At 58.9% G+C, this 15,295-nt stretch carries 17 protein-coding genes and 1 pseudogene; 7 read left to right on the forward strand and 11 right to left on the reverse strand.

Going from position 1 to position 15,295, the window contains the following annotated elements; genetic code table 11:
• Positions 1-133 precede the first annotated feature (133 nt).
• Positions 134-799 carry a glycosyltransferase family 2 protein gene (locus QRN36_RS18625; RefSeq protein WP_285425406.1) on the forward strand — a complete coding sequence of 222 codons (666 nt, stop codon included), beginning with the start codon at positions 134-136 and terminating at the stop codon, positions 797-799.
• 139 nt (positions 800-938) lie between these two features.
• The gene (locus QRN36_RS18630; protein ID WP_285425422.1) at positions 939-2,213 is read left to right on the forward strand and encodes an Nramp family divalent metal transporter; all 1,275 of its coding nucleotides are present in this window, start codon (positions 939-941) and stop codon (positions 2,211-2,213) included.
• Between the two features lie 45 nt (positions 2,214-2,258).
• Here QRN36_RS18630 and QRN36_RS18635 read toward each other — a convergent pair whose 3' ends face one another.
• From QRN36_RS18635 to QRN36_RS18645, 3 genes are all read right to left on the reverse strand, one after another.
• Entirely contained in the window at positions 2,259-2,744 is a 486-nt protein-coding gene (locus tag QRN36_RS18635; RefSeq protein ID WP_285425407.1) for a copper chaperone PCu(A)C, read from the reverse strand.
• Positions 2,744-3,352 (reverse strand): SCO family protein, encoded by a 609-nt coding sequence (locus tag QRN36_RS18640; protein ID WP_285425408.1) that lies wholly within the window; start codon positions 3,350-3,352, stop codon positions 2,744-2,746. Before QRN36_RS18640 ends, QRN36_RS18635 begins: the two co-directional genes overlap by 1 nt.
• Positions 3,353-3,512: 160 nt before the next feature.
• A complete protein-coding gene (locus tag QRN36_RS18645; protein ID WP_285425409.1) occupies positions 3,513-3,917 on the reverse strand; it encodes a DUF2946 family protein in 405 nt (134 codons plus the stop codon).
• A gap of 231 nt (positions 3,918-4,148) precedes the next feature.
• On the opposite strand from QRN36_RS18645, the gene QRN36_RS18650 reads away from it, so the two are divergent.
• From QRN36_RS18650 to QRN36_RS18660, 3 genes are read left to right on the forward strand one after another with little or no spacing between them, the layout of a single operon-like run.
• On the forward strand, positions 4,149-5,180 hold the full coding sequence (locus QRN36_RS18650) for an acyl-CoA dehydrogenase (RefSeq protein WP_285425410.1): 1,032 nt from the start codon (positions 4,149-4,151) through the stop codon (positions 5,178-5,180).
• Positions 5,177-5,938: a PIG-L deacetylase family protein gene (locus QRN36_RS18655; RefSeq protein WP_285425411.1), complete on the forward strand. Its 762-nt coding sequence runs from the start codon at positions 5,177-5,179 to the stop codon at positions 5,936-5,938. The genes QRN36_RS18650 and QRN36_RS18655 overlap by 4 nt, the downstream gene beginning before the upstream one ends.
• Complete coding sequence (locus QRN36_RS18660) at positions 5,935-6,534, forward strand: SAM-dependent methyltransferase (protein ID WP_285425412.1); 600 nt, start codon at positions 5,935-5,937, stop codon at positions 6,532-6,534. The genes QRN36_RS18655 and QRN36_RS18660 overlap by 4 nt, the downstream gene beginning before the upstream one ends.
• Positions 6,535-6,597: 63 nt before the next feature.
• Here the strand turns inward: QRN36_RS18660 and QRN36_RS18665 are convergent, their stop codons facing one another.
• The 8 genes and pseudogenes from QRN36_RS18665 to QRN36_RS18700 form a co-directional block, all read right to left on the reverse strand.
• Positions 6,598-7,320, reverse strand: coding sequence for a GNAT family N-acetyltransferase (locus QRN36_RS18665; protein WP_285425413.1), 723 nt, complete (start codon positions 7,318-7,320; stop codon positions 6,598-6,600).
• A 161-nt stretch (positions 7,321-7,481) separates the two neighbouring features.
• Positions 7,482-7,760, reverse strand: a complete 279-nt coding sequence (locus tag QRN36_RS18670) for a PoNe immunity protein domain-containing protein (protein WP_285425414.1) — start codon at positions 7,758-7,760, stop codon at positions 7,482-7,484.
• Between the two features lie 69 nt (positions 7,761-7,829).
• Positions 7,830-8,264 carry a hypothetical protein gene (locus QRN36_RS18675; protein WP_285425415.1) on the reverse strand — a complete coding sequence of 145 codons (435 nt, stop codon included), beginning with the start codon at positions 8,262-8,264 and terminating at the stop codon, positions 7,830-7,832.
• A gap of 616 nt (positions 8,265-8,880) precedes the next feature.
• Positions 8,881-9,321 (reverse strand): EndoU domain-containing protein, encoded by a 441-nt coding sequence (locus QRN36_RS18680; protein WP_373568768.1) that lies wholly within the window; start codon positions 9,319-9,321, stop codon positions 8,881-8,883.
• 87 nt (positions 9,322-9,408) lie between these two features.
• Positions 9,409-10,727, reverse strand: a pseudogene (locus QRN36_RS18685) (hemagglutinin repeat-containing protein); the annotation flags it as partial.
• 138 nt (positions 10,728-10,865) lie between these two features.
• Entirely contained in the window at positions 10,866-11,591 is a 726-nt protein-coding gene (locus QRN36_RS18690) for a hypothetical protein (protein ID WP_285425416.1), read from the reverse strand.
• Positions 11,588-11,866 carry a hypothetical protein gene (locus QRN36_RS18695; RefSeq protein WP_285425417.1) on the reverse strand — a complete coding sequence of 93 codons (279 nt, stop codon included), beginning with the start codon at positions 11,864-11,866 and terminating at the stop codon, positions 11,588-11,590. The genes QRN36_RS18690 and QRN36_RS18695 overlap by 4 nt, the downstream gene beginning before the upstream one ends.
• A gap of 19 nt (positions 11,867-11,885) precedes the next feature.
• Positions 11,886-12,314 carry a DUF637 domain-containing protein gene (locus tag QRN36_RS18700; protein ID WP_285425418.1) on the reverse strand — a complete coding sequence of 143 codons (429 nt, stop codon included), beginning with the start codon at positions 12,312-12,314 and terminating at the stop codon, positions 11,886-11,888.
• A 307-nt stretch (positions 12,315-12,621) separates the two neighbouring features.
• Between QRN36_RS18700 and QRN36_RS18705 the strand changes: the two genes are divergently transcribed.
• Both QRN36_RS18705 and QRN36_RS18710 read left to right on the forward strand, forming a co-directional pair.
• Positions 12,622-13,857, forward strand: coding sequence for a carbohydrate porin (locus QRN36_RS18705; RefSeq protein ID WP_285425424.1), 1,236 nt, complete (start codon positions 12,622-12,624; stop codon positions 13,855-13,857).
• A gap of 374 nt (positions 13,858-14,231) precedes the next feature.
• Entirely contained in the window at positions 14,232-15,080 is an 849-nt protein-coding gene (locus QRN36_RS18710) for a CAP domain-containing protein (RefSeq protein WP_285425419.1), read from the forward strand.
• Positions 15,081-15,295 lie beyond the last annotated feature (215 nt).

Consider the following 15,295-nt stretch of genomic DNA (forward strand, 5'->3'; position numbering starts at 1 on the left):
GGCGAAACAGACACGCGCGGTTACAGGTTCAGTCGCCTTCGCAAGCGAAAATACTTGCAACCATTTTTTCGCCGCGCAGGTCGACATTGAAAGGACGCCACGACCATCGCTGGTGCCGAGACGAGATCGATACATGATTGGAATCATTGTCCCTGCGCACAACGAAGAAGATTTTCTGGATGACTGCATCAAATCGCTGATCGCCGCCAGTGCTCATGAAGAGCTCGCGGGCGAGCCGGTAGAGATCCTGATCATGCTCGACGACTGCACCGATGACTCCGCCAGCGTGGCCCAATCCCACAGCGTGCTGACGCATCTGTGCGAGTACCGCAATGTCGGCATGACCCGTGCCGCGGGTGCGCGCTTGATGCTCGAACGCGGCGCCCGCTGGCTGGCGTTTACCGATGCCGACAGCGTCGTGCCTTATGCGTGGCTCGCCGAGCAGATGAGCCTGAAAGCCGACGCGGTGTGTGGCATCGTTCAGGTCAGCGACTGGTCGGAGCATCCCGAGCAAGTGCGCCTGCGCTACGACGCGCTGTATCGTCCCGTCGAGGACCACCGGCATATTCATGGCGCCAACCTGGGCGTGTGTGCCAAGGCTTATCAACGGGCAGGTGGCTTCAAAGCCCTGTCCGCCCATGAAGATGTGCACCTGGTCGAGGACCTGCAGCGTATCGGCGCGAGAATCGCGTGGACCGCACGCAACAGCGTCGTCACCAGCGCGCGAAAAAACTACCGATGCAAGGAAGGTTTCGGCGATTACCTCAACTCGTTGGCGGCGCCCTCGTTAATGAGCTAACCCTGTCTATAGCGGGTACCGGGCGCTGACGTCCGGTGTGGGTTCTGCACCGCTCATTTACACCCAGCCGGAACGACTTTTCATGCAACCGATAAAAAACCGGGCCAATCCCGGCGACGACGACACACTGGGCGGCGGCATGCCCAGCGCCAGCGTTGCAATGCCCAAAACCGGCAACTGGTTCAAGCGCCTGCTGGCCTTCACTGGCCCCGGCTACATGGTCGCGGTCGGCTATATGGACCCCGGCAACTGGGCGACCGACATCGCCGGCGGTTCGCAATTTGGCTACATGCTGCTCTCGGTCATTCTGCTGTCCAACCTGATGGCCATTCTGTTGCAGGCGCTCTCGGCACGCCTAGGCATCGTCACCGGCTGGGACCTGGCGCGTGCTTGCCGCGAACGCTACAGCCGGCCGGTCTGCATCGCGCTATGGCTGGCCTGCGAGACCGCGATCATCGCCTGCGACCTGGCCGAAGTGATCGGCACCGCCATTGCCCTGAACCTGCTGTTCGGCATCCCGCTGGTCTGGGGCGCGGTGCTGTCGGCCATCGACGTGTTCTTGATTCTGCTGCTGATGGGTAAGGGTTTCCGTGCCCTCGAAGCCTTCGTCATCGCGCTGCTGCTGATCATTTTCGGCTGTTTCGCGATCCAGATGGTGCTAGCCCGCCCCGACCTCGCGGAGCTGTTCGCAGGCTTCATTCCGAAGGCCGAAGTGGTGACCAACCCGGCCGCGCTGTATCTGGCGATCGGCATCATCGGTGCCACCGTCATGCCGCATAACCTCTACCTGCACTCCTCCATCGTCCAGACCCGCGCCTACCCGCGCACCGACGAAGGCCGACGGATCGGCCTGCGCTGGGCGGTAACGGACAGCAGCATCGCCTTGACCCTGGCATTGTTCGTCAACGCGGCGATTCTGATCACCGCAGCAACCGTCTTCCACAAGGCCGGCAAAACCGATGTGGTGGAAATCGAGCAGGCGTATCACCTGTTGTCGCCCATGCTCGGCGTCGGCGTCGCCTCGATGCTGTTCGCCGTGGCCTTGCTGGCATCGGGGATCAACTCCACCGTGACCGCCACCCTTGCGGGCCAGATCGTCATGGAAGGTTTTCTGCGCATGAAGCTGCCGGGCTGGGTGCGTCGTCTGCTGACCCGAGGGCTGGCAATCATTCCGGTGATCGTGGTGACCAGCCTGTACGGCGCGCAGGGCACGGCCAAATTGCTGGTGCTCAGTCAGGTGATTCTGTCGATGCAGCTGCCTTTCGCCATTGTCCCGCTGGTGCGGTTCGTCTCGGACCGGCAACTCATGGGCAGCTTCGTCACAGGTCGCGTGCTGACCATCACCGCGTGGGCGATTGCGCTGTTGATCATCGGGCTGAATGTCGTGCTGTTGACCAACGCGTTCATGGATTGAGCGCCGGCCATCGCGACCGGCGCCCGTTGCTTCTGGTGCGAGGCGTCAGTGCGACGCGCCGTGATCATGGTCCATGTTCATCGTGTCCATCGCGGCGCGGGCCGGCGCCTTGACCGTCAGGGTTTCGCGGCCACCCTTGGCGTCTTCGATGGTCAGGGTCAGCGGCACCTGATCGCCCTCTTTGATCTGCCCCACCAGCCCCATCAGCATCACGTGATAGCCGTCCGGGTCCAGCGAGACCGTCTTGCCCGCTGGCAGCGCGACCGAATCCACCGGGCCCATGCGCATGACGTCGTTGGTCATGTTCATCTCATGAATCTGCACGTCCGTGGCCGCAGGAGAACTGACACTCAGCAGCTTGCTGTCGGTGTCCGCGGTGAGGCGCATGAACGCGCCGGAAGAAGGCTGACCGGGCACCGACGTGCGCACCCAGGCGTCGTCGACGCGCGTTTGCGCTGATGCCGAAGCACCCGCAGCGGCAAGCAATGCAATGAGTGCGGCCCGGGCCGAGTTGCGCAACAGAGGGGTCATCAGCAAACCTCCATGACAGTGAGCAGATCTTCCGCGCATTGTTTGGCGGAAAGTGAAGGCGACAGGCCCAGGCGCAGGTTACCGCGTGAGTCGAAAACGAAGCTGGTGGCGGTGTGGGACATGGTGTAGGTGTCGCCGATGGGCACTTTCTCGTAGAACACGCCGAACTCCTTGGCCACGTGCTCGGTTTGCGCAAGCGTACCGCGCAATGCCACGAAGCCTGGGTCGAACTGCTTGACGTAAGCGTCGAGGATCTGCGAAGTGTCGCGCTCCGGATCGACGGTGATGAAGATGACCTGCAAGGTTTTGCCGTCCTCGCCCATGATCTTCTTGATCTGCGCTGCGCGGGCCAGAGCGGTCGGACACACCGATGGACACTGGGTGAATCCGAAGAACACCATCGGCATCAGGCCGCGATAGCTGGACAGCGTCTTCACCTCGCCTTGCGTGTCGGTGAGCTTGAAGGTACGGCCCATGATCTTGTTGCTCAGGTCCTTGCCGTATTTGAAATCCAGCGCGGTGGTCGAGCCATCGCAACCGGCGAGCAGGCCCAGACCCAGCAGGCCCATCCCGGTGACCACCTGACGGCGGGTGAGTAAATCATTCATAAGACGAACTCTCGCAAACAATGGCCAGCATAGACGCCAGCCCTTTTCCATCCAGCCCGGAACATTGCCGACCCGCACACGGCGTAGCCGGGCAGCCCAAGGAGGATCGAGCGAAACAGCGGTGCCCGGCCTTCGCGCCCGGACATTGCGGGCCGCCCGCTCAGGGCGCCTGGGGCAGCAGCGCGGGAAAGAGATGTCGCGGGGGTTTGCGCAGCAGAGGGGCGTAACGCAGTTGCGGCCTGCGCCGTTGATTCGCCAGCCAGGTAAGACCTACGAAAAACACCAGCGATAGCGCCAGCGTGCCGGCGAATGCGCAGTCGGTCATCGACAGTTTCATCAACTGCGCATGATCGCCCATCTGCGCCATGTCCATCCGGGTGTCGCCAGCCACGGCGGACATGCCGGGGTGCTCGCTGCAGACCTCGTCCGCGCTGTTTTGCGCACTGAACTGGTTGAACGCCCGCAGCATCTGCCCATGGCTGAGGCTGCACACGAGCCCGCTGAACAGGATGGCGCCGTAGAGCATCCAGGCAATGAGCGATTGGTGGGTTCGGACGAATTTCATGGGGCGCGATTCTACCGCGTTGCGGGTCCGCGCACGCCCGGCCCTCTGACTGCCGGGTGCGACAAAACCGCACAGGCCTGGCACTGCGTTCGAGCACCACGTCCTGTCGCCCGACCCTGCACGCGCAATCGGCGCGGATTCTTATTGAACCCCGGACCGCGATCAATGCCGAATTCGATGAACAGCCTGCGCACTACGCGTCAGCCCTGAAACGCCGGGAGAAACTCAGGCATGCGCGACGACGCAATCACCCTCGAAACCGCACTGGCGTCCTTTGCCCAGCGCCTCAACGCCGCCGCGCCGGACGCAGCACTGCGTGCCGCGATGATCCGCTGCATCGAGTCGGACCTGGATCGACTGCCACTGCCGGGCGCCGGCCGCACCCTCGCCCGCTGGCAGCAACTGGCCGCAGTCGCAGGGATCGACCTGGCGTTGTTCAAGTTGTTCGAAGGCCACACCGACGCCCTGGCGATCCTCGCCGAGCTGAACGCTGCGCCGTTCTCCGTACACGGCATCTGGGGCGTCTGGGCCGCCGAGCCTCCCAATGCCCGCGTTCGGGTGAGCCAGCCGGACAACGGCCAGGTCCGCCTCGATGGCCGCAAGGCCTGGTGCTCCGGCGCTCAACAGGTCGACTACGCGCTGCTCACCGCATGGGATGCAGATGACCTGCCTTACCTTGTCGCCGTGCAGCTCGATCAGCCGGGCGTCAGCATCGACGCCCAGGCCTGGCAAGCCGTCGGCATGGCCAGTACCGCAAGCGTGGACGTTCACCTCGACAACGCTGTGGGACATTGCGTCGGCGAGAGCGGCGATTACTTGGCGCGGCCGGGCTTCTGGCAAGGCGGCGCGGGCATTGCAGCAGGTTGGTACGGCGCCGCCGTAGCGCTGGCCAGATCGCTGCACCAACAACGTCGCCAGGGCCGCCCCGATCCCCACGCCGATGCGCACCTGGGCAGCGTCGACGCCGCGCTGTTGGGCGCAGCGGCGGCCATGCGTGAATGCGCCGCCTGGATCGACGCTCACCCGCGCGAGGATGCGCGCTTGCCGGTCCGGCGTCTTCGGGCGCAGGTTGAAATGGCCGTCGAGCAGGTCAGCCGTCATGTCGGTCGCGCCCTTGGCGCTACGCCGTTCTGCCGTGATGCACACTTCGCCCGGCTGGCGGCCGACCTGCCGGTGTTCATCAGACAAAGCCACGCCGAGCGTGATCTGGCCCAGTTGGGCCAGTTGCTTGCCGCGCGGGACGCGGAGGACTGGTCACTATGACGCAGCAATTGCCCTTCGGCGTCAGTGGCACGCCGCTCAGTGAGTGGCAAAACAGCGTGGCCCTGCGCGGCTGTCGGCCTGTCACACGTGACGAACTGGTACCGCCGGGGTCTCGGCTGATCGTGCTGGCGCCCCATCCGGACGATGAGGTCCTGGCCTGCGGCGGGCTGCTGGCGGCCATGGCCGATCGCCAGGACGATGTGCAACTGATCGCCGTGACCGATGGCGAAGGCAGCCATCCCGGCTCCGCCCACTGGCCCGCGCCGAACCTGCGCAGTGCACGGCGCAAGGAAAGCGAGCAGGCCCTCGCCAATCTGGGCTTCGACGTTTCCAGGCTGGTCTGGCAACGACTGGGCATGCCCGATGGCCAGGTCGAAGCCCACGCCGAAACACTGATTGCCCTGTTGACCGAAGATCTGCGCCCTGGCGACGTGCTGCTCAGCACCTGGCGCCACGACGGCCACTGTGATCATGAAGCCGTCGGCCACTGCGCCGCGCAAGCCGTGGCCAACACCGGCGCGACTCTGCTGGAGATTCCCGTGTGGGCCTGGCACTGGGCCGAACCCAATGACCCGCGCATTCCGTGGGAGCAGGCCCGCAAGCTGATGCTCAGCGACGCGCAACTGCAGCGCAAACGGCTGGCGATCACTGCGCATGCCAGTCAGTTGCACGATGATCCCAGCACCGGCGCTGCGCCGGTGCTGAGCCCCGCCACGCTGGAGCGCCTGCTGCAGCCTTTCGAACTGGTGTTTCTGTGAGCCTTCCTGCCGAGTATTTCGATGAATTGTTCGCCGACAACGACGACCCCTGGGCCTTCCGCACACGCTGGTATGAACAACGCAAACGTGACCTGACATTGGCCGCGCTGCCTCGCCAGCGCTATGCACGAGTGTTCGAGCCGGGCTGCGCGAATGGCGAGCTGAGTCTGCGTCTGGCCCAACGCAGCGACGCGCTTTTATGCATGGACATGAGCCTGCGGGCCGTGGAACTGGCAACGCAACGGCTGAGCCAGTATTCGCGCGCTCGGGTCATACAGGGTTGTCTGCCGCAGGATTGGCCGACTGGCCAGTTCGACCTGATCGTGGTCAGCGAGTGGGCGTATTACCTGACCCCAGACGCCTTCGTCGCAGTCATCGAGCGCATGCGCGACAGCCTGACCGCTGACGGCGCGGTACTCGCCTGCCACTGGCTGCATGCCATCGACGGCTGTCCGATGGATGGCCGGGGAGCCCATGATTTGCTCGATTCGCACCTGTCACTGCAGCGCACCCTCAGGCACGAGGAAACGGATTTTCTGCTGGAGATGTGGAGCAAGCGCCCCGACGGGTTCGACCTGGACGAGCGTGTGATCTGAAGTGACCTGACACCCGCCCTTCCCCTCGTCAGAACCCCGTATCAGGCGCTGCACATCGAGCGGTCACTGCACCCGCGGTGGCGCCGGCAGATCGGGTTCAGGCAGTTGCCCCAGCCGCTGTTGCACGAACTCCCGCGCCTGACGGGTCAACTGATCGAGGTGACGGTCCCGCTGCTTCTCCGCGTCGACCATCGCACGCTTGCCGTTCTGCTTGAGCAGGTAGCTGTGAATCTGCCGCACTTCGAGCGAGTTATAGATTGGCGCCACATCCAGCACTGCCAGCAGGCCGTCAGTCTGGTGGTCACGGGTATTGAGCAGCACCTGCGGGCCCCGCGCGCTCAGGACCTGAAAGCCCATTGCCTCGAACCAGCTGACCTTGCCGACAAAGCAGGCCAGCTCCGCGTGGGGATAGCGTGCGGTCATCGCTGCCAGCATCGCTCGGGCGATGCCTTGCCGACGCCGGCTGGCATGGACCGCCATGTACGCCACGGCGCACGCATCGGGATCATCCTGCACCGGCAGATACAGCAAAAACCCTGCAACGATGGAGGGATCCTCATCGTCCAGCGCGACAATCAGCTCCACCGGGAAACCTCGTGAGCCGTTCATGGCCTGTAGGTACTGATGCACCTCATGGCCGACGCCGTACTGGTACAACGGATACAACGGGTTGCTCGGCGCGATCGCGACCATGCTGATGTCCGTCACGTAGTCGATGACCATCTGCGTGATCTGACTCTCGATCGATTCCGGCGGACTGTTTTCAAGGCGGGTGATGATGGGCATGCGTTTCCTGACTCGGGTAAAGACGTGCGGCGCTGCGTTCACAAGCGCCGGGCGTCCGTATCATACCTTGTTACGCCCATCACTCGACTGGCTGCCGGCGGGATGTCTGGCCTGGTTTTTGGGCTCACGCCTGAGAGATATATCGAGCAGGCGTATCAGCGCTAACTATTAAAAACTTCCGAAACCAATTTTTCCTGCATCTCTTTTGGAATCTGTACTGCTCTCGCTGCGATGGATAAAATCTCATGGGTAATGCTCAAAGCCCAGCAAAGCGAATCATCGATATTGAACGCTCTCACCACACCAACCGCTTCGGTGCACCATCGCCCAAAGTAACTGCCCATCTGAAACTCGCTTGAAGAAGTGATCGCATCAAGGACGCTTGCCATCCTGGCTTCATCTTTTCGAGCAAGCTCAAAGTAGAACTGCAAATCTGGCAAAGAATTTTCTACCGATCAAATCAAAGACCAAACTCTCCCCTTTCAGACCCTTTAAATACAAACCCCATGCTACCTACTTAGCACTCGCTGAAAAACGGTATCGAGATCTACATCAAACTCGCGAGCAAAATACGTCTTTAAATTTTCAATATAAATCCGCGCCCCAAATACGGCTTCATTAAATGGAATGCGCTTCTTGAAACCGCTTAACAACCAACACGATCCTACCTCATAATCATTTTCAAGTGGCGAAGAAGTCAGCGACAGCAGAGGCTCTTCTTCTTCATCCATGGAGACATAATACAGCATAGCCCCCTCAAACTTGCCAGCGTCCTCAAGCCATCTAACAAGCTCAATAGCAAACTCAACCAGCAAGCAGTGCTCCAAAAGAAGAAATCGCTGCCCTTCATATAAAAAATTCACCTCACCCTCCGTATAAGCAATCACATCAACATCACTCTTTCCAGAAGAAACAGATATAACTTTAAAATCTATGTCCATCATACTATCTCTCATGAACAGGAAATGCGTTAATTACTCTACCGTCCATACCTACAATAACTTTTCCCTTTGACACCTATTTCTAGGAGCGCTTTTTTCTTTAACAGTATTCAAATCCTGGTCGCAAACCAAATAATATACCGACCAGCTTCATGCCCTAAATGGACATCACGTAGGGCCGAGTCTAGTTTTATCTTTAAATCAGATCAATCCCTACCCACAGCCCTAGGATATTAAACTCTTGGTCACACCAGCTTTAGGCGCTGCTTGAATAAAGTTAATCCACTCGCACAAGACCGTCTCGAAGAATTGAACATCAATAGTTTCAGAACAATCCTCGTCATGCAATGAGTATATTATCGCTATTGAAGCTGATAGCTTAACCCCCCAACTTTCCCGACTCCAATAGAGCTCCTCGCCCGCATCCGCGGCTGATTTTATCCTACGCAAGCCTTCCTCAAGCCACAGAATCGTATCAATAGGTCGCTGCCCTCCGTCGTCGGTCAACAGGCATAAAAGAGGACTCACATCGTATTCATTGGTCGTATCTGACTCACATAAGGGATACAGACTATCAAACATGATGCTCCAAAAAAAACGTAATTTCATCCAGACCTACCTATAAAAATGGAAAAACCGTAGTTTTAGGGCTTAGCCAACCAGACACTTTTACCCCGCTTGGAGTTACCCCGTTCCATCTGTTACCTACCACGGTTTTATTCTTGAACGCCTCATCCACTTTATCCTTTACACGGTCAGCACTCCAAGAATCAGGAAACATTGTCGAGAACCCACCATTGTTACTTTTTGGAAGATACTGCGCGGGATTAGCCGGATCTGCAACCTCAATTTTAGCTTTATAGACTCCCTGTGCGTTCGGCGACTCGACTGTATCGGCTATGACTCTAACTTCTCCGGTCGCGATCGAATGCCCGCCTACCACATCACCATTTTGTTTTAATTCAGCGCTCAGTATGTGCCCGTCAAAATCTATTGGCGCCGTAACTTTGCCTACGTCAAGCGAGGCTTGTGCGTTGAGATCTACAGCTGAGTCTCTCACCGGATGGGAATACGGCGCTCCTGCTTCGGCATCAGTCTTAGAACTGTCAGGGTTTAGGTTTTTGGTTGGGTTTTTTTCAGAATCTTTAGCAATGGCGGCAGCGGATTTGCTTGCCAGAACATCTGCCACTTCGGCGACCGTTTTTGCACCTATCACAGCGGCGAAAATACGTACGGCTAAAAGTGCCGCTCCAGCCGTCAATACCGACGCGGTAATAATGATCGCAAGCATCGCACCTTGACCGAGGCCCGAATGGCTGTATTTATAAGAGTCGTGCGTCTCCTTGATCAGCTTCCAGTCAACATCCCCCCGCTTCTCGGCGTCCTTCAGTCAAGCCAGATCGGGATCGGCTTTGACCATCGCATCAATTGCTTGACTGACAGTCTGCTGATTAACCCGCTTCACATCGATGTGCAGGCCATCCACCGCCTTGATCGCCAGGTTGCCTTTGGCGATCAGCTCACTCTGGCGCAGGGTTTCATCGGTGCGTCCCTACCCGACATCGACGTCCAGGCGAGACTGCTGTTGCTCTTCTCATGACTTTCCTGATGAAGATCTTTCACACCTTCAAAAGTGATTGCACCACCGCTATCGACTGTCAGGTCTTTGCCACTCTCTAGCCTAGCCACCTGATAGTGCTCATCGCCTCCGCTGACCAGCATCATGTTGCCGCCGGAGGTGATTTCGCTGCCGATGTTGGTGACGTGCGTCACCTCATCACGCTTGGTTTTCTTCCTACCGAACGAGCCTTTGCTTTTCTTGTTGTAGAGCGAGTAATCACTGTCCTGAGCGGCGAGAATGTCGAGCTTGTCGCCCGCCACCAGGTAGGCTTCGTCGCCTGCGGTGATGCGGCTTGAGATGACGGCCAGGTTCTGCCCGGCACTGAGGGCGACGCTGCCGCCTGCGTTGATCTCGGTCGAGACCTGATGGACATGATCCTCCTGGATCGTCAGTTTCTTGCTCTTGGACAGGTAGTGATCTTCATTGGCCGCCGAGGCGATGGTGACGTTCTCGGTGGCTGCAATCGCGATATCGCGCTTGGCATCGATCTGGGTCGGGATGGCGGTGATATCTCGTCCAGCCTGCACTGACAGATCACGCCCTGTGCTCACCGTCGCACTTATTTGGGTGACATCGCTGCTGGTGTGCTTGCGGTTCAGTACCGGGCTGTCGGCCACCTGGCTGGAAACGGTGTTGACGTCACGTCCGGCACTCAGGGTCAGGTCGCGCCCGCTCTGCAACGCGCTGCCAATGTTGTTGATGTCTCGGCCTGCGGAAACGCTCAGGTCATTGGCCGCTTCGATGCGTGCAGCACTGTCTGCGTAGTCCTTGTGCAGTTGGCCACGAGTGTCGCTTTCCAGTGAGGCGACGGTGCGCTCTTTGGCAACTTCGCCACAGATAACAGACTCGTCACAAGATCAGTCACAATTAAATCCGGTCACCATCTGATAATTCCAGGCCCCCAATGGCCTTACCGCAAAAAATCCATAACTACTTCTTTAAATTCTGAAGAGGCATATTGACAAAGGCTTTCCGCTTGAAGCTTACGACATATATTTATTCCACTCCGGATGAATGCCGTCTTTATATCGCCATTTTTTGCCTACCATGTAGGCATTCTCACCAAAATAACCGCGAATTTTCTCTCGAGTAGAACCCGACACCATTTCAGTCACATCTGCTGTTGACTGTAGCCAGTAGATATCATTGGCGATTTGCTCAACCTGGTGAAAAGGAGCATTCTCAATTTTATCTCTGCCAAACATTTCCACATAAGGCCTACCATAAATGGACACATTTGGAATCTCTGGAAGGCGCATCATCAAATTAAACGGTGTATCCCATCCATCGCAGCTCATACTTCTAATTTCCCCATACGCGACATTGCACACCACCGCCAGATCTTTGATGAAAGACAGATAGTCATGCAAAATTTTGGGATTCCGCCGATAAGCGTTCGACAATAAAAAACCACCAACATAAGACAGCAAATTATTTGCCCGATCCCACTGGAGCTGGTATTCACAATCTTTACTGGCCGACAAGACCACCCCACCAGCCTCACTTTTACGTTCCTGCCCGACGAGAACTCGCACAACGTCTTCGGCGCGCTCAATAATTTCGTCACCCGAAAACAGTCCGTAACGAACAGGCTTTAAATTAACGGGAGACTCGAAAATTGCCTTAATAACTCCAGCGGCAATATTACCCTCCGAGAAATCATCGGCTGTACTAAGCGAAACGCTTATCCCTGCTACCAAATTGCTCACTTAACGCCCACCTGTTTAATTTGCACGCCGCGTTGACGTGCGCAGTTTAGCAAAGATGGGTTGATCGGTGTATCCTCCATCGGCGGGTAATAAATCAATGCGTTGGCGCCGGAAATCGTACCGGCAGACAAATTGGCCCCATTCGGGGATGCTGAAGTTATATTTGGCTTGCTCGCTAGGTTGTTTTTATAGAACTCCTGATACTCGCCAAAAAAATCGCCGGAGTAAATTCCTTGGAGATTTATTGCATTGATTCCTTCAGCCCAAAGCGACATCCCCGCCGAATCATTGTTATCAAGCGCTGTCAGGTACTGTTTTTTGTGCGAAATAACCTACCTGACTAAACCCAACGGCGGCGGCGACAACTCCGGCTTGATTAGTAATATTTGACAGCAAGTTATCACTAAGGCGCCCACCATTGACCGCCGTCTCAACAACTGCTGATGTTATGCCTTGAGCACCCAAGTGAACTGCAAAACCGCGAATACCCTCAAGCGTCGTTAAATCAAACCCTTTAGTCAGGCTGTTGAAAGGCTTGGTTGTTCCTCCTAATTTATGGTCGGTTACCCCTGTAGTAAACCCGGCAACCATCCCCGAAATAGCCGCATTTTTTAAAGCGTCGCTGCTGAGCGTCTCTTTCAAGGCCGCGCCTAAGTTGCCTTTATTGTTAATCAGGCTGACAGCGCCCGTACCGGCCATAGAGGTCAATGCGGCGGTGGCCATCGCATCGCCCCATCCTGCTGGGGTAAAGCTGGCCCCAGCAGCCACGGCTTCAGCAGTCGGCCACCCTGATACCCCGCGACCATGGACTTCGACGATAGTCGCAATCGCGATAATGGATTAACCGGTTGGTCCATAATTATGGTTTCATGGCGCCCGCTTGCGAGCGCACCCGCGTGCGGCCTCGCCTTCACTGCCCTCGTCCCTGCGACGCCTTTGCACTTCAGGTTGATTAATGAGCATTCCTTCGCATTTTTCTGCTGAGCCCGGTTCCCGCCGCGGGCTCTCCGTGGCGTTTGTCGCCGGTTCGATGCTGGCCCTGGCCGCGTCTTCGCCATCGATGGCCGATGACTGGCAGGACCGGTCGACGATGACTGGCGATTGGGAAGGAAACCGCAGCAGGCTGGCGGCGCAGGGCGTGAAGATCACCGGCGACTACAGCGGCGAGACGGTCTACAACGCCCACGGCGGCAAACAGCGCGGCACGCGGTACTCACAGAACATCAAGCTGGGTGCACAGTTCGATCTGGGCAAGTTGTTCGATCTCGAAAGCGGCGGTCGCATTCAGCTGACCATCAATGACCGGCGCGGCAACGACGGCTCGGGCGATCTGGTGGGCAACCGCCTGCCGGTCCAGGAAAACTACGGCGGCCTTTATACCCGCCTGACCGAACTGAGCTACGAGAACACGCTGTTCACGCCGGCGCTCAACGTCAAGCTCGGCTACCTGGCCATGGGCAACGACCTGGGCGGCCTGACCAGCGGCATCCTGTGCAACTTCATGAACGCCGGTTTCTGCGGCCACCCGCTGGCAATGTCCGGCGGCAGCGGCTGGAGCAATTACCCGAATGCCCATCTGGGCGGCACGGCAAAATACCGCTTCACGCCCAACTTCGCCCTGCAAGTCGCTGCGTATAAAGTCGACGCGGCGAGCAATGGCGATTCCAGCCGGGCCTGGCACGTGACGCCCAAGGACAGCACCGGCAACATCCTGCCCATCGAGGCCATCTACAACGTGCTGGGCGAGATGCCCGGCGAATACCGCGTCGGTTACTACTACGACACCTCGGACGCGCCGCGCATCGGCACCAGCAAGCAAGTTGGCGGGCGCGAAGGCTCGTATTTCCTGATGGATCAGGACATCTGGAACTCCACTGACGTGACCGGGCGCAACGTGCACATGTTCGCGCAGTTCTCCAACGCCAGTGCGGCCGCCGCGCCGTTTCGCCGCTGGTATTCGGCAGGTTTTGCGTTGAAAAAGCCGTTCGTGTCGCGTCCCAACGACACCGTCGCCATCGGCTACGGCCGCGCGGTGTTCAATTCGCGCAGCCGTGACGTGCAGGAAAACGCCGCGCTCGCCAACGGGCAGGACTTTCCTGATCTCGCCAGCGGCGAAGGCCTGGTGGAAATGACGTACGGTGCGCAAGTGGCGCCGTGGCTGACGATCCGCCCTTCGCTGCAGTACATCATCGAACCGGGTGCGTTCTATGGCGAAGACATCGACAACACGCTGATCCTCGGCCTGCAAGTCAAAGCGACGCTGTAACCCGCTGCTGATTCGGTAGCCGTTCGCCTCGCCGGGCGGCTACGTGCTTTCCACTTCCCCAGCCGTCATCGTCGGCCTGCCCCTTCACTGCATTCTTTGCCAGCGTGGATGGCCCGCCTGGTCGTTTCCCGACACGCATGCATATCGAGTGTGCTGCCCCCTCTCGGCTCGTCCCGCCCTCTTCATCACGCCGCCATTCACGTCAATCGTTGCGGGCGTACGGCCCCCGCGCGGGCTGTCACGGCGGCCATCTTGCAGACAATGTTTGCAAAATCCTCAAGCAAAACTGCAACCTCCGCCGATTGTTTGGCTCAGACTATTTCGCTACCGGCAAAATCGCGCATCATGGGCGCGTCAGTTCAAGGGAGATTTCCATGCGTTTCAGAATATTCATCACGCCTCTTGCCGCCTTGTGGGTGCTGCTGGTGACCGGGACGGCGGTTGCCAGCGAAGAAACGCAACTGATCCAGTCCATCAATACCTATCGCAGCCAGGCGCAGCCTTGCGCCAACCTGGCCTCGCAAGAGCTGCCGCCGCTGACCACGGACCCACGCCTGAACCTTCCGGCCACCGGCACCGTGGACCTGCAACCGATGCTGGCGCGGGCGTCTTATCCGATGGTCACGGTGCAGGCCATCACCCTTTCCGGCCCGCGCGATGCGCAATCGGCAATGGCGGCGATTCAGGAAAGCTTCTGTCAGGTGGTGCTCAACCCGCAGTTTGTCGACATCGGCGTAAGCCGCGCCGACCGCGACTGGCGCATCGTCCTTGCGCGTCCGCTGCTGGCGGGCGGTCTGGGTAATTCGCAGGCTGAAGGCCGCAAGATGCTCGATCTGATCAACGCAGCGCGTTCCGCGCCCCATCAATGCGGTGGTCAGCCTTATTCAGCGGCGTCCCCGCTGACCTGGAACGACAACCTCACCAGCGCAGCCGAGAGCCACTCCCGCTCGATGGCCAACAATAATTTCTTCGATCACAAAGGCCGCAACGGCGGCACCCCTGGCGACCGCGCGGAGCTGGCGGGCTACATCGGTCAGCAGATCGGCGAGAACATCGCCGCCGGCCAGGACAACGCCCGCAAAGTCGTCGACGGGTGGCTGGCCAGCCCCGGGCACTGCGCCAACCTGATGAACCCGCAATTCCGCGAACTCGGCGCCGCCTACGCCGTCGACCCGAAAAGCGACGCGGGCATTTATTGGACGGCGGTGTTCGGCGTGCAATGACGTCCGCCGAGGCGCCACAGACCGAGTCTTCGCGGGCAAGCGCGCTCCTACAGGTCTTGTGGCCCGTTCACGAATCCAGCCAGCGCCGCGCAACCCTTGTAGGAGTGTGGCTTGCCCGCGAACAGGCCGGTGCATTCGCTGAATAAGCATCGACTGGAATTCAGTCTTCGCGAGCAAGCTCACTCCTACAGATCTTTGGCCTGCCGCGATACCCG

Source organism: Pseudomonas sp. efr-133-TYG-103a, from assembly GCF_030209235.1.
Lineage (GTDB): Bacteria > Pseudomonadota > Gammaproteobacteria > Pseudomonadales > Pseudomonadaceae > Aquipseudomonas.